This window comes from Vibrio jasicida CAIM 1864 = LMG 25398 (assembly GCF_000400365.1).
GTDB lineage: Bacteria > Pseudomonadota > Gammaproteobacteria > Enterobacterales > Vibrionaceae > Vibrio > Vibrio jasicida.
Map to the genome: position 1 here is coordinate 21313 of NZ_BAOG01000042.1, position 15119 is coordinate 36431.

Here is a 15119-nt window from a genome sequence, read left to right on the forward strand (position 1 = left end):
ACCTCTTTTGCTTTTCAAAAATACAGATAAAAAGAAAGCCCAGAGCAAAACTCTGGGCTTTTTTAAGACTTTACTTAGACTGATTGGCGTTTGCGGTTTTCCCGCTATAGCTTTTTGCTTTATATATACATCCAACCAACACGCCCATTGAGCTTGGGCGGCAGTGTCTATTACTTGCTTAGGTCGTCTGCGTGCTCAGATAGGAACGCTGCAACACCTTTTGGAGATGCGTCCATACCTGCTTTACCTTCTTCCCATTGTGCAGGACATACTTCGCCGTGCTTCTGGTGGAAGTTAAGAGCATCAACCATGCGTAGCATTTCGTCGATGTTACGACCTAGAGGTAGATCGTTAACTACTTGGTGACGTACAAGACCGTCTTCGTCGATTAGGAAAGAACCACGGAAAGCAACGCCTGCTTCTGGGTGCTCTACATCGTACGCTTTACAGATTTCGTGCTTAACGTCAGCAACTAGAGGGTATTTAACTTGACCGATACCGCCATCTTCGATAGCAGTGTTACGCCATGCGTTATGAGAGAACTGAGAATCGATAGAAACACCGATTACTTCAACACCTTTAGCTTGGAAATCAGCTAGACGGTTGTCGAATGCGATTAGTTCAGATGGGCAAACGAACGTGAAATCTAGTGGGTAGAAGAATACTACTGCTTTCTTACCTTTAGTGAATTCTGCAAAGTTGAAGTTTTCAACGATTTCACCGTTACCTAGAACAGCTGCTGCAGTAAAGTCAGGGGCTTGACGACCTACTAGTACCATTTTTTTGCTCCTAAAAATTTTGTTTGCTCCAAACCTACATTCAGTTATTTAGGTTTGGTCCGTGTTTGTGCGAGACAAACTATAGTACAGATTGTAGTATTGAAAAAAGCGAAATAAATAGATTGAGTTCATCGAAAAAAGCGATAACACCAAAACTATTATCTCGATCACTGGAACAGCAATAGATACAAATAGAATTATGAATAAATGGCCTAGCTTGAAGCAGTTACACTATTTGGTCACTCTGCACGAAACTCGACATTTTAGTGATGCTGCTGAGCGTTGTTTTGTCAGTCAATCCACCTTAAGTAAAGGCATCCAAAACCTTGAAGAGTTGATTGGTTGTCCACTTTACGAAAAGAAAGATAAAAAAAGCCCATTAGTCTTCACTCAAGCTGGTGAAATGGTGGTGCAGCAAGGTCGAGAATTGCTCGCCAAAGGGCAAGATCTTGTTGAACTGGGTCGCTTATGCCAAGGCGATGATATGGAAGGGCAGCTTAAAGTCGGTTGTATTCCGACCATAGCACCTTTCTTATTGTGCGATCTTGTTCAAGAGGTGAACTACCGCTTCCCGCAATTAAATCTTCTATTAAGAGAAGACACCACGACTAACTTGCTGCAAGCGCTTCGCCACGGTGAGTTGGACGTATTGATTCTGGCTCTGCCTGTAGAGATAGAAGGAATGGAAAGTCGTGTAGTCGGTCAAGATCCGTTTCGCATGGTGATCAGCGCCAATCAAGCAGATTCCGTACCTGTACCGATCCGTTATGCAGACTTGCCAGATGAATCCGTCTTCTTATTAGAGAAAGAGCACTGTCTTACAGAGCACGCGGTTTCAGCATGTAAGCTAACGGACAAAGAGAAGATCAACCCATTCACCGCAACCAGTCTTCATACATTGGTGCAAATGGTGGCGAATGGTCTGGGCACCACGTTTATCCCGCAAATGGCGATTGATCATGGTTTGCTACACAACCAGAACTTAGTGGTGATCGACCCTCCAGGTCAGCAAGCATATCGCGATATTGGTTTGGTTTGGCGTCCAAGCTCGTCACGATCAAACACTTTCAATCAATTGGCAGAAGTCGTCTCTGAACTGCTTTAGCGATTAGTATTAGCCTGCTACTCCCGATCTAATATCAAAAGGCGCACTAGAAATAGTGCGCTTTTTAGGATTTTATTCTGTGCGTGAACTTTGACTTGTAAAATTTTACAGATGAACTTTCATGAAGCTTTCATAAAATAGTGAAATTTCACAATGTTAATTTTACACAACTGCCTGCGTAACGCGTTTAAGTCGCGTTTAATTTCCTCTTCCTAGCCCTTGTGAATACAAGGATTTTTCTCCTGCCTCACTATTCATACGCTTGTTTGAATTCAAAAATAACCTGTAAATTTAATGTAATTTAATTACGTAATAACTTACAAATTAAACTCAAAAATCAAACACTTGTTTGATACCGAATAAAACTTTGAATTTAACGTTTTGTTTACTTGAGGGGTTTCGCTTAAACCTTTGTTGGGTTAGCTTAATTAAAGGCTTGTAAGACTTATGTCTAGATTGAAAAAGCAATTCAGGTTGCGCAAGGTATAGACACAACGAAGCGAAGTGAACACCAAATCGAAGGATGTAATTTGTTGTTCATAACTTACAAATGTAGCTTTAGGCTGACTGCCCAAGATGGATAAAGCACGTTAAGGATGAATGATTATGCTTGCTCAGACAGAACAAAAAACACAACAACTAAAGCAAACCCAAGGCATGCTTGAGGTGAATGGAGTCGTTGCTCCTGAACATCAAGCAATTTTCCCTGTTGAAGCCCAAACCTTTTTATCTCTACTGTGTGAAAAATTTGCCGGACGTGTTGAACAGTTGCTGGAAGCACGAGAAGGAAAGCAAGCACGCATCGACGCTGGTGAACTGCCAGACTTTCTACCAGAGACACAAGACATTCGTGAAGGAAGCTGGAAGATCCTCGGAATCCCGCAAGATCTGCAAGATCGCCGAGTGGAGATTACAGGACCAACTGATCGCAAAATGGTGATTAACGCACTGAATGCGAATGTAAAAGTGTTCATGGCAGACTTCGAAGATTCGATGTCCCCTGCGTGGAGTAAAGTTCTGGATGGTCAAATTAACTTGCGCGATGCTGTTAATGGCACCATCAGCTACACCAATCCTGACAATGGCAAGCACTATCAGCTGGCAGAAGACCCAGCGGTGTTGATCTGCCGTGTTCGCGGACTGCATCTAGAAGAAAAACACGTAACGTGGCACGGTCAGATCATTCCAGGTGCGCTATTCGATTTCGCTCTGTACTTCTACAACAACTATAAAGCGCTACTGAAAAAGGGAAGCGGTCCTTACTTCTACATTCCAAAACTGCAATCGCATCATGAAGCGAAGTGGTGGAGCGAAGTGTTCCATTTCACCGAAGAGTATTTCGGTTTGGATACAGGCACCATCAAAGCGACTGTACTGATTGAAACCTTACCAGCCGTATTCGAAATGGATGAGATTCTGTTCTCACTGAAAGAACACGTCGTCGGTTTGAATTGTGGTCGCTGGGATTACATCTTTAGCTACATTAAGACACTGAAAAACCACCCAGATCGTGTACTACCAGATCGCCAAGTGGTAACCATGGACAAGCTATTCCTCAACGCTTACTCAAGATTGTTGGTGCGTACTTGTCATAAACGTGGCGCATTTGCGATGGGCGGCATGGCAGCTTTTATTCCGGCTAAAGACCCACAAGAAAACCAAAAAGTACTGGATAAGATCCACAACGATAAATCGCTAGAAGCTAACAACGGTCACGACGGAACTTGGGTTGCTCACCCAGGGTTGGCAGACACCGCAATGGAAGTGTTCAGTGCCACACTGGGGCAGCGCACCAACCAATTGGATGTGAACCGCTCAGAAGACGCACCAATAACCGCCGCAGAGCTGCTTGAACCGTGCGAAGGTGAACGTTCAGAAGAGGGCATGCGCCATAACATCCGCGTTGCTCTGCAATACATCGAAGCTTGGATCTCTGGCAACGGTTGTGTGCCGATTTACGGACTGATGGAAGACGCAGCAACGGCTGAAATCTCCCGTGCTTCTATCTGGCAATGGATTCAACACGGTAAGTCGCTTGACAACGGATTGAAGGTCACTAAAGAGCTGTTCGAACTCTATCTGAAAGAAGAGATTGAAGTCGTGAAACAAGAAATTGGCGAGCAGCGCTACCAAGCTGGTCGATTTGAAGAAGCGGCAGATTTGATGGCTAGGCTCACCACAAGTGATGAACTGACCAACTTTTTAACCATTCCAGGTTATGACTACTTGGATTAACCCAAAGATTTTAAACACTCAATTTATCTAACTAATACATGTTTATTTAACTAATACGTGTTTGTTTAACGACTACGTGAAAGATTCGAGGCAGATAAGGATGTACTGCCTGAGAACGGAAAACTCAACGCACATGCACAAGTGCACATTATAAGAGGGATAGACCAATGACTAACTTAACTCGCCGCCAACAAATTGAAGCTCTGGAAAAAGATTGGGCAACCAACCCACGCTGGAAAAACGTAAAACGCACCTACACTGCGGAAGAAGTAGTAACACTGCGTGGTTCTATGGTACCTGCGAACACGATTGCACAACGTGGTGCTGACAAACTTTGGTCACTGGTCAACGGTAGCTCAAAGAAAGGCTATGTTAACTGCCTTGGTGCACTAACGGGTGGTCAAGCCGTACAGCAAGCTAAAGCAGGTATCGAAGCGATTTACCTATCTGGCTGGCAGGTAGCGGCAGATAATAATACTGCGTCTACGATGTACCCAGACCAATCTCTGTATCCAGTAGATTCTGTTCCTTCGGTCGTTAAACGCATCAATAATTCGTTCCGTCGTGCAGACCAAATTCAATGGACAGCAGGTAAATCGCCAGAAGATGAAGGCGGCATTGATTACTTCCTACCAATCGTCGCGGATGCAGAAGCAGGCTTTGGTGGTGTACTTAACGCTTACGAGCTAATGAAATCGATGATCGACGCAGGTGCGGCAGGTGTTCACTTTGAAGACCAATTAGCATCAGTGAAAAAATGTGGTCACATGGGCGGTAAAGTATTGGTTCCAACTCAAGAAGCGGTGCAAAAACTGGTCGCAGCTCGCCTAGCCGCGGATGTTGCTGGCACAACAACACTGGTTATTGCGCGTACCGATGCAAACGCAGCCGACTTGCTAACGTCTGATTGCGACCCATACGATAAAGACTTTATTCAAGGAGAGCGCACTCCAGAAGGTTTCTACCGTGTTCGTGCAGGTATCGACCAAGCTATTTCTCGTGGCCTAGCTTACGCGCCATATGCGGATCTAATCTGGTGTGAGACGGCAACGCCATGTTTAGAAGAAGCTCGTAAGTTTGCAGAAGCGATTCATGCCGAGTACCCAGACCAACTATTGGCATACAACTGTTCACCTTCATTCAACTGGGAGAAAAACCTAGATGCAGAAACCATTGCTAAGTTCCAACAAGAACTGGCGAATATGGGCTACAAGTACCAGTTCATCACGCTAGCAGGTATTCACAACATGTGGTTCAACATGTTCGAACTGGCACACGCTTACGCACAAGGCGAAGGCATGCGTCATTACGTTGAGAAAGTTCAGCGTCCTGAGTTTGAAGCGGCAGAAAAAGGCTATACGTTCGTAGCGCACCAACAAGAGGTTGGCACGGGATACTTTGACAGAATGACCAATACTATCCAAGGCGGGCAATCTTCAGTGACAGCACTGACAGGGTCTACCGAAGAAGACCAATTCTAACAAGCATAGAGTCTATAATTACTACGTTAGTAATGGCATCTTGAGCGGCGAATTAGCCGCTCTTTTTTTGCTTTTTATTTGTTGTGAGTGCAATAAGCTCTGCTCAAACTATTCTGTTTCTAGCTCTTCAGGTTCAACTTCTTCCTGAAGCTCTAGTAGGTTGATTGCGATGGAAACAAAGTCTGTGTCGGTGATAATTCCGACTAAGTGACCTTTAGTTACCACAGGCAAACAGCCTACTTTGTGTTTTTGCATATAGATAGCACTTTGCTTTAATCCAGCTCTTGGTTCTGCTGTCATGATGTTGGTGTGCATCATTTCATAAAGCGGGGTGTCGAGGGTAAAAGATTGTTCAGCCTCATCTGGGTGTAAACAGGATTCTTGTGCAGCAAGAATATCGCGTTGAGTCACCAAGCCTTGTAAGTGTTTATTGGCATCAACAACCGGAATATGTCGAATATCAAGCGCTTCCATCATGCTTTTTGCGTCACGTAATGTGTGCTCACGCAGCAAGGTATGAGGGTTGCGAGTCATCATGTCTTCAACCTTGATCATAGAGACCTCCAGCGGCATTGTCCTTCCTTTAAATATAGAGAATATTTTTCCGTATATCTGGGAGCTGCCTCGTTTTTCACTAATAAAATAAAACGATTAGATGGAGATCAATCAGAAGTGAGAATGTACTGGAGTTTTCCATAATTCCAGCTACTCATTTGGGGCGATGTTAGGATGTAAGCGCTATCATAAATAACCAAAGCTAAGGAGTTTAAACCTTAGCTTTGGTTACTCTTAACGTTGCTTAAAATGCACACAGATAAGACCATAAGCTTTCGCGTCCACACATCGGCCTATATAGCTTTTATTAGGAAGGTTGACCGCACATAAACGGGGGACCTGCTTTAAGTCACATGCTTGTTGCATTGCGGTGATCTTCTGGTGGTTAGAGTTTGCGAGTGTACCGGAAGAAAACACGAGTACGGCGGCACTTAACGCCATAGTTAACATCTTCATACTTACCTCAATCAATGTTCAAAGAGCAAATGCTCACCTTCACTATAGTTCAAAGAAATTACTACTGATTGGTTTGTTAATTATTGCTGTTTTACCGTTGAAAAACTCAATGCGAGTCAGTTTGCATTTTTCACTGATAAGGTATGTGGTCAGAATGTAATCTAATGAGTTGAATCGCACATTTTTACTTGCTTGATTTTCCAAGATAAGCATGTGGAAGAAGATATGCTCAGGCTTACCAGATTGAAGATTACAACCTAAATGAAACGAACGAAATGCAACAAGCTCATTGCTTTGGCAGTGGCGGCATTCAGTGTGCAATCCGCTCAAGCGATTGTGTTAGGAGATGAGCAAACCGACCCGGTTGATCGTGTGACTTTACGCGCAAGTAACATGGCAGAGTTTCCGCTGTGTGGCGGTACCATGCTGACGGAACAATGGGTATTAACTGCGGCACACTGTGTGGTGATGGGGCAGGGAACCAACGAAGCGAGCTATTATGTGACCACTCCGGGTGAACTGTCCGTGAATGCCAATGTGTATGATCTAAATACTGCAGGGCTTGATAACTTCTATCCAGTTTCACATGTGGTAGTGCATCCGGATTACACGCGTATATCTAAAGCGGATATCGACAGTAGCGGCAACGTCAAACCCATCCAAACGGGTTTAGATTCTGATATTGCATTGTTGTATCTCACTCGTCCGGTCGCGAATGCAAGATTTGCGGACTTAGCAAACAAAACTGAGATGGAGAATATTGAAGCGCGTCTGGCTGCAGATTGGAACGACAATTATCTAACCAATCAGCGTGTGGAAAACGTGCAAGTATTTGGTTGGGGAACTACTCAACCTGATGCGTCTGAATCCTCAGATACACTTAAAACCACCATTAGCACCTTTTTACCCATCGACAAATGTTATGAGCGCTTAGAAATTGGCAGCAGCTTTCCGGGCATCATTGATTCACGTGAGAATTTAACCAAAATATGTACTTTGCCAACTCGGAATGAAGTGCTGGACTCAGAGAGTAATACCCAATATGGCAATTCTGCATGTAAAGGTGACAGTGGTGGTCCACTCATCGATGTCGCAACGGGGAAGCAGATCGGTATTGTAAGCGGTGCTCCTCTTATTCTTCCGACATGTGGTTCACTTACTATCCCAAGTTTCTACACCAAAGTGAGCCAATATCATGATTGGGTACAGTCTTACATTACCGCTGACGCCCCCCCAAACAGTTACATCATTGAACCCAACTTTATTAAAGAGGCCAATGATGACAATGGGGGAGAAGAAGAGTGTCACGATGGTATTGCGACCAACAACTGTGATTTTAGAGGCTCTGAAGACGATGGTGGTAGCTTAGGAATTTGGTGGCTGAGTGTTTTAGCCTCATTTACATGGTTGCGCCGACGTAAAGTATAAAATCAGGCCGCAATAGATAGAAAAGATAAGCAGCGAACTCCGCTGCTTTTTTGTTGCTGCTAATCCTGAGACTTTCACGTTTTATTACACTCTTAATGAAAGGTTTTACAGTCAATCTAAGGGGATTTGCTTGCTATTGCAGCATGTAAACATATACTAGTCTGCTGCGAAAAACTCGTCGCAATTTTATCGTCGTTTTCGACGTGATTTGACCAATATATAAGACAAGTAACATGCAAGTATCAGATTTCCATTTCGACCTTCCAGATGAACTTATCGCCCGCTACCCTCAACCAGAGCGTACCGCTAGCCGACTGCTGCAAATGGATGGCAATACTGGCGAACTTATTGATGGCACATTTACTGATGTGTTGGACCAAGTTCAAGCTGGTGATCTAGTGGTTTTCAATAATACTCGCGTTATCCCTGCGCGTATGTTTGGTCGAAAAGAGTCTGGCGGCAAACTAGAAGTGTTGGTAGAGCGTATGTTGGACGAAAAGAGCATTCTGGCTCACGTTCGTTGTTCAAAATCACCAAAGCCAGGTTCGACTATTATTGTTGGCGAGAACGATGAATATTCAGCGCAAATGGTTGCTCGCCATGATGCTCTTTTTGAATTGAAGTTTGAGTCTGATAAGACGGTTTTAGACATTCTGGAAGAAATTGGTCACATGCCACTTCCTCCTTACATCGACCGCCCAGATGAAGACGCAGATAAAGAGCGTTACCAAACGGTTTACAACCAAAAGCCAGGTGCGGTTGCAGCACCAACGGCAGGCCTTCATTTTGATGATGTTCTGCTTGAGAAGATCAAGGCGAAAGGCGCTGAGTTTGCTTACGTAACACTTCATGTTGGTGCCGGTACGTTCCAACCAGTGAAAGTGGACGACATTAACGATCATCACATGCACGCTGAATACGTTGAAGTACCGCAAGATGTTGTTGATGCGATTAATGCAGCTAAAGCACGCGGTGGCCGAATCGTTGCCGTAGGTACTACGTCAGTTCGTTCGCTTGAAAGTGCAGCGCAAGACGCACTGAAGAAAGGCACGGAATTGGTCCCATTCTTTGGTGATACTGAAATCTTTATCTACCCTGGTTACGAGTACCAGCTGGTGGATTGTTTGATCACCAATTTCCACTTGCCTGAGTCAACATTGATTATGTTGGTCAGTGCATTCGCAGGTTACGAGAACACCATGAATGCTTACAAGCACGCTGTGGATAACCAATACCGTTTCTTCTCGTACGGTGATTCAATGTTTATTAAGAAGAAAACGGCATAACGTTTTAACCCCTCCCTAGCCCTTCCCTTTTAAAAGGGGGGAGGTTAGGAGGGGAGAAAGCTAATGATTTACGGGTGCTAGCAGTACGCTAGGAAACAGAGTAGAACTTCTGCTTTGTCTCTCGCAAGGAAGGCGACCGCTCCTTAAAGTGGGGAACACCCCCAAGATACATAGTCAGACTGTTTCTCTGACACTCGGAGGCATCGTGAAATTATCATTCGATCTTAAAAAGAAAAACGGCAATGCGCGTCGTGGTCAATTGACCTTCGAACGTGGCACTGTTCAAACTCCAGCATTCATGCCAGTCGGTACTTACGGTACGGTTAAAGGCATGACTCCGGAAGAAGTAAAAGGCACGGGTGCAGAAATCCTGCTAGGCAACACTTTCCACCTATGGTTACGTCCTGGTCAAGAAGTGATGAAAATGCACGGTGACCTGCACGATTTCATGAACTGGCACGGTCCTATTCTTACTGACTCAGGTGGTTTCCAAGTATTCAGCCTTGGTAAAATGCGTAAGATCACCGAAAAAGGCGTTTACTTCCGCAGCCCTGTAAACGGCGACAAGATTTTCATGGACGCTGAAAAGTCGATGGAAATCCAAAAAGACCTAGGTTCTGACATCGTCATGATCTTCGACGAGTGTACGCCATACCCAGCGACACACAACGAAGCGAAAAAATCGATGGAAATGTCACTACGTTGGGCACAACGCTCACGTGACCACTTCGATAAGCTAGAAAACCCGAACAACCTATTTGGTATTGTTCAAGGTGGTGTTTACGAAGACCTACGTGACGTATCGGTTAAAGGTCTAACTGAAATCGGTTTTGATGGTTACGCAGTTGGTGGTCTTGCAGTAGGCGAACCGAAAGAAGACATGCACCGTATCCTTGAGCACACGTGTCCACAGCTTCCAGAAGATAAGCCTCGTTACCTAATGGGCGTAGGTAAGCCGGAAGATTTGGTTGAAGGTGTTCGTCGCGGTATCGACATGTTTGACTGTGTAATGCCAACGCGTAATGCACGAAACGGTCACCTATTTGTGACTGGTGGTGTGATCAAGATCCGTAATGCGAAACATAAAACGGATACAACTCCGCTAGATCCGCACTGTGACTGTTACACTTGTCAAAACTACAGCAAGTCGTACCTTCACCACCTAGAGCGTTGTAATGAAATTCTAGGCGCGCGTTTGAATACTATCCATAACTTGCGCTACTACCAGCGTTTGATGGAAAGCATTCGCACGGCGATTGATGAAGACCGTTTCGATGAGTTTGTTCAAGAGTTTTACGCTCGTCGTGACCGCGAAGTGCCACCACTAAGCAAAGCATAAAAGAATTAGAGCCTTTGGCATGTCGCCAGAGGCTTTTGCTAATAAAGTAGGCTAACGTACGTTATTTTTGAGAAGGTGATCTCTATTACTCACTCTTAGACTTGAATCTAAATTACGAAAGCCCAACTTGTTGGATTATCAATAAAATATAATGAGGATGTTTTAATGTTTATTTCTCAAGCTCATGCAGCAGCAGAAGGCGCTCCAGCTGGCGGCGGTTTTGAAATGCTAATCATGCTAGGCATGTTCGCGGTGATCTTCTACTTCATGATCTACCGTCCACAATCTAAGCGTGTAAAAGAGCACAAAAACCTGATGTCTTCCATGGGCAAAGGCGATGAAGTGCTAACAAGCGGTGGTCTAGTGGGTAAAATCACGAAAATCGCTGAAGATAATGACTACATTTCAATTGAGCTTAACGCAAACAATGAAGTTGTAATCAAGAAAGACTTCGTAACTGCAGTGCTACCAAAAGGTACGCTGAAGTCTCTATAAAACAGCTAAAGGATCCTCGCTGTGCTAAACCGTTACCCATTATGGAAGTACTTGATGGTATTTTTTGCCATCATCACCGCTGCGTTGTACGCACTTCCAAATATCTACGGTGAAGATCCGGCTATTCAAGTTACAGGGGCACGTGGTGCCTCTGTAGATATGTCAACGCTGGATGCTGTCACCAAAGCTCTTGATAAAGAGCATCTCTCTCATAAATCCATTGCTCTCGAGAATGGATCAATCCTTGTTCGTTTCAATGACACTGACACTCAAATCAGTGCCCGCGATATCATCAGTGAAGCGCTTGGCAAAGATAAAATTGTTGCACTCAACCTTGCTCCAGCTACGCCAGATTGGCTAGAAGCAATTGGTGCGTCACCACTTAAGCTAGGTCTTGACCTACGAGGTGGTGTTCACTTCTTGATGGAAGTGGATATGGACGCGGCGATGGAAAAGCTGGTTGGTCAACAAGAAGAAGCTTTCCGTAGTGAACTTCGTGAAGCTAAGATTCGCTACCGCGCAATCCGTCCTTCTGGTAAAGAAGGCGTGGAAGTATTGCTACGTAATGAAGAGCAACTAGCTGAAGCGAAAGCTACGTTAGAAAAGAATCACCCAGACATGAATTTTGTCGATTCTGATTCTGATGGTCGTTACGCGTTGATTGCCACCTTTACCGAGCAACGTTTACAAGAAATACGTAACTACGCAGTAGAACAAAACATCACGATTCTTCGTAACCGTGTAAATGAACTTGGTGTTGCTGAGCCATTGGTTCAACGTCAAGGTGCTAGCCGCATCGTAGTTGAATTGCCTGGTGTTCAAGACACCGCTCGAGCAAAAGAAATCCTAGGTGCTACGGCAACACTAGAATTCCGCGAAGTCGACGACAAAGCTGACCTTTCTGCTGCGGCAAACGGTCGAGCACCAGCTGGTAGCGAGATTAAGCAAGATCGCGATGGCCGTCCTGTTGTTCTGAAGAAACGCGTAATTCTCGGTGGCCAAAGCATCACAGATGCAAGTTCAAGTGTTGATGAATACGGTCGTCCTCAGGTTAACATCTCGCTAGACAGCGAAGGTGGTAACAAGATGTCTGCGTTCTCTAAAAAGAACATCGGTAAGCTAATGGCAACCGTGTTTGCAGAGTACAAAGATAGTGGTCGTCGTACGCCAGAAGGTCGTGTGATTCTGGATAAACATGAAGAAGTGATCAACCAAGCAACGATTCAGTCTGCGCTTGGCCGTAACTTCCGTATTACCGGTATCGACTCTGCTGCTGAAGCTCACAACCTAGCACTTCTACTTCGTGCTGGTGCTCTAATTGCGCCTATCTCAATCGTTGAAGAACGAACCATCGGTCCATCAATGGGTCAGCAAAACATCGATATGGGTATTCAAGCGTGTATCTGGGGTATGGTAGCCGTAATGCTATTTACGCTGCTTTACTACCGTGGTTTCGGTCTGATTGCCAATATTGCATTGATGGCGAACCTGGTTTTGATCATTGGTGTTATGTCGATGATTCCGGGGGCGACAATGACGCTGCCGGGTATTGCCGGTATCGTATTGACGGTCGGCATGGCAGTCGATGCCAACGTACTGATATTTGAGCGTATCCGTGAAGAACTTCGAGATGGGCGTAGTCCACAACAAGCGATTCACCAAGGTTACGCAAACGCATTCAGTACTATTGCCGATGCGAATATCACAACGCTTATCACTGCAATCATTCTATTTGCAGTAGGTACAGGCGCGGTGAAAGGTTTCGCGGTAACACTATCTATCGGTATCTTAACTTCAATGTTCACCGCTATTGTGGGTACACGTTGTATCGTGAACCTGATTTACGGTGGCAAACGCGTTGATAAATTGTCGATCTAAGGCTGGGAATTAATATGTTTCAAATTCTAAAAGCAGAAAACACGATCGGCTTTATGCGTTGGTCGAAAGTCGCGTTCGTATTCTCTATTGTTATGATCGCAGCTTCTATCTTCACGCTATCAACCAAATGGTTGAACTGGGGCCTAGATTTTACTGGTGGTACGCTTATCGAGGTGGGCTTTGAACAACCTGCAAACCTTGAAGAGATTCGTTCAGCACTAGATTCAAAAGGCTTCGGCGATGCGACAGTACAAAACTTTGGTAGTGCTCGTGATGTAATGGTTCGTCTTCGTCCTCGTGACGATATGTCTGGTGAAACACTAGGTAACCAAATCATTGGTGCTATCAAAGAAGGTACGGGTGAAAGCGTAGAAATGCGTCGTATCGAGTTTGTAGGTCCAAATGTTGGTGATGAGCTAACGGAAGCGGGTGGTCTAGCGATTCTTGTATCGCTGATCTGTATCCTGATCTACGTATCAATGCGATTCGAATGGCGTCTAGCGGCTGGTGCGGTAATGGCACTGGCACACGATATCATTATCACGCTGGGTGTCTTCTCACTGATGCAAATTGAAGTGGACCTAACCATCGTAGCGGCGCTACTTACGGTTGTTGGTTACTCGCTCAACGATACCATCGTTGTATTCGACCGGATTCGTGAAAACTTCCGTAAGATGCGTAAGGGCGAACCTTCGGACATCATGGATGCATCAATCACTCAAACATTGAGCCGTACATTGATTACGTCTGGTACGACATTGTTCGTAGTTATTGCACTGTTCATGCAAGGTGGTGCGATGATTCACGGCTTCGCAACCGCACTTCTACTAGGTATCACTGTAGGTACTTACTCTTCTATCTATGTAGCATCAGCACTAGCGCTAAAACTGGGTATCCAGAAAGAGCACTTGATGCCACCTCAAGTAGAAAAAGAAGGTGCAGAGTTCGACGAGATGCCATAAGGCAGATTGAGAACCGAAAACAAAAACCGCTGAGCAGTCAGCGGTTTTTTTATGCCTGATAGATTTGATAGTTTCATTTTTATTTGAGGTACTTCCAGCTTGAATTGTAGTTTTTTGATTGAGTTGAACATCGGAAGTATGTTCAACAATTTCGGGAGGAAATAATGTCAAGGCAAGCTGAAATAAAAGTACAGTTACTGAAGTTTGTAGAGATTTCTTACAAACACAATAAAGGTGTTACCAGCAAGCTAGTTACTGGAGGGAAAAGATTCAAGTTAGCAGTTGATGAGTCAGGTAAGGTAACTTTATCTGGTGAGCTTGGGTTTACTAAGTTTGAAGTTTCAAAAGAAATGGTTGAAGAGCTGGGCATAAAATTAAAAGCAGTTTCTGTTACTTTTAAAACTACTCGTGATGGTGTTTTGACATACAGTGGAAGTGTTTCTTTTTTTGGTGTTGTTTCCTTTGGTGTTGCTGGGCAGGTAAATGTCCGAGAGCTTTTAGAGCAGTGCGAGTGGGGGCTTTGTAAGTACAGATTTAAGCCGAGTAAAATTGATCAAGCGCTCCGTGAAGCTGGGGTTTAGTTGGTTATGATAAATAGAATTCTACCTATTCCGGTTTTACTCAGTGTTTCAGCGCCGTGCATAGCAAGTCCACTCCACGATACTTACCTTGATATACGCAATAATTTATACAAGATGCAGTATATCGAGGTGGTAGAAGCTATGGCAGGGCCAAACCTATCGATTGAAGAGCTAAATAGTATTAAATCTCACCCAATAAAATTTGGTCATCAATTTCCATTTTTGTCATCCATCCCATCAAGTTTGGTTACGGAGCTGTCTTACTTTGAAGCATATAGTGAGGATGGAGGAGTTGGGTGTCTTTCCGTAAACGGCTTTGGCGATGTATACCAGCCAGTCACGGTTTCGTTGCAGTTTCTCATGAAGGAACAAGTATGGAAGGTTCAGCACGTAAAAATAGACCACTTACCTGACTACGACCGTTTCTATAAACAGGCAGATTGTTCCATATAAAAATGTATGGTCCGCCCCGTTATTGCAACTACAATTAAGTAATAACGGAGTTGGTTTGCGCTAATGTATTCGGAGTCCACGTTGGG

Annotated in this window: 14 protein-coding genes; 11 read left to right on the forward strand and 3 right to left on the reverse strand. The window is 44.5% G+C overall.

Annotated elements, in window-relative coordinates:
• Positions 1-170 precede the first annotated feature (170 nt).
• Entirely contained in the window at positions 171-779 is a 609-nt protein-coding gene (locus VJL_RS12735) for a peroxiredoxin C (protein WP_005424820.1), read from the reverse strand.
• Between the two features lie 199 nt (positions 780-978).
• Between VJL_RS12735 and VJL_RS12740 the strand changes: the two genes are divergently transcribed.
• The 3 genes from VJL_RS12740 to aceA all read left to right on the forward strand — a co-directional run bounded on the left by VJL_RS12740 (position 979) and on the right by aceA (position 5600).
• Complete coding sequence (locus VJL_RS12740) at positions 979-1884, forward strand: hydrogen peroxide-inducible genes activator (protein WP_005424789.1); 906 nt, start codon at positions 979-981, stop codon at positions 1882-1884.
• A 606-nt stretch (positions 1885-2490) separates the two neighbouring features.
• Positions 2491-4119 (forward strand): malate synthase A, encoded by a 1629-nt coding sequence (aceB, locus tag VJL_RS12745; protein WP_038878396.1) that lies wholly within the window; start codon positions 2491-2493, stop codon positions 4117-4119.
• 167 nt (positions 4120-4286) lie between these two features.
• Positions 4287-5600: an isocitrate lyase gene (gene aceA, locus VJL_RS12750; RefSeq protein WP_038878398.1), complete on the forward strand. Its 1314-nt coding sequence runs from the start codon at positions 4287-4289 to the stop codon at positions 5598-5600.
• A 108-nt stretch (positions 5601-5708) separates the two neighbouring features.
• Here aceA and VJL_RS12755 read toward each other — a convergent pair whose 3' ends face one another.
• Entirely contained in the window at positions 5709-6155 is a 447-nt protein-coding gene (locus tag VJL_RS12755) for a CBS domain-containing protein (RefSeq protein ID WP_095760575.1), read from the reverse strand.
• Positions 6156-6389: 234 nt separating this feature from the next.
• Entirely contained in the window at positions 6390-6611 is a 222-nt protein-coding gene (locus VJL_RS12760; RefSeq protein ID WP_038869560.1) for a hypothetical protein, read from the reverse strand.
• Between the two features lie 261 nt (positions 6612-6872).
• Between VJL_RS12760 and VJL_RS12765 the strand changes: the two genes are divergently transcribed.
• The 8 genes from VJL_RS12765 (at position 6873) to VJL_RS12800 (ending at position 15033) form a co-directional block, all read left to right on the forward strand.
• Positions 6873-8039 (forward strand): trypsin-like serine protease, encoded by a 1167-nt coding sequence (locus VJL_RS12765; RefSeq protein WP_038878401.1) that lies wholly within the window; start codon positions 6873-6875, stop codon positions 8037-8039.
• A 233-nt stretch (positions 8040-8272) separates the two neighbouring features.
• Positions 8273-9325: a tRNA preQ1(34) S-adenosylmethionine ribosyltransferase-isomerase QueA gene (gene queA / locus VJL_RS12770; RefSeq protein WP_038869562.1), complete on the forward strand. Its 1053-nt coding sequence runs from the start codon at positions 8273-8275 to the stop codon at positions 9323-9325.
• Positions 9326-9530: 205 nt separating this feature from the next.
• Entirely contained in the window at positions 9531-10664 is a 1134-nt protein-coding gene (gene tgt, locus VJL_RS12775) for a tRNA guanosine(34) transglycosylase Tgt (RefSeq protein WP_038878404.1), read from the forward strand.
• Positions 10665-10829: 165 nt separating this feature from the next.
• Positions 10830-11159 (forward strand): preprotein translocase subunit YajC, encoded by a 330-nt coding sequence (gene yajC, locus VJL_RS12780; RefSeq protein ID WP_010446143.1) that lies wholly within the window; start codon positions 10830-10832, stop codon positions 11157-11159.
• Positions 11160-11180: 21 nt separating this feature from the next.
• Positions 11181-13037 carry a protein translocase subunit SecD gene (gene secD / locus VJL_RS12785; protein WP_080774369.1) on the forward strand — a complete coding sequence of 619 codons (1857 nt, stop codon included), beginning with the start codon at positions 11181-11183 and terminating at the stop codon, positions 13035-13037.
• A 14-nt stretch (positions 13038-13051) separates the two neighbouring features.
• Positions 13052-13999 carry a protein translocase subunit SecF gene (gene secF, locus VJL_RS12790; RefSeq protein ID WP_038869569.1) on the forward strand — a complete coding sequence of 316 codons (948 nt, stop codon included), beginning with the start codon at positions 13052-13054 and terminating at the stop codon, positions 13997-13999.
• Positions 14000-14163: 164 nt separating this feature from the next.
• Positions 14164-14580, forward strand: a complete 417-nt coding sequence (locus tag VJL_RS12795; RefSeq protein WP_038878405.1) for a hypothetical protein — start codon at positions 14164-14166, stop codon at positions 14578-14580.
• A 114-nt stretch (positions 14581-14694) separates the two neighbouring features.
• Complete coding sequence (locus tag VJL_RS12800; RefSeq protein ID WP_038878407.1) at positions 14695-15033, forward strand: hypothetical protein; 339 nt, start codon at positions 14695-14697, stop codon at positions 15031-15033.
• The last annotated feature ends 86 nt before the right edge of the window (positions 15034-15119 follow it).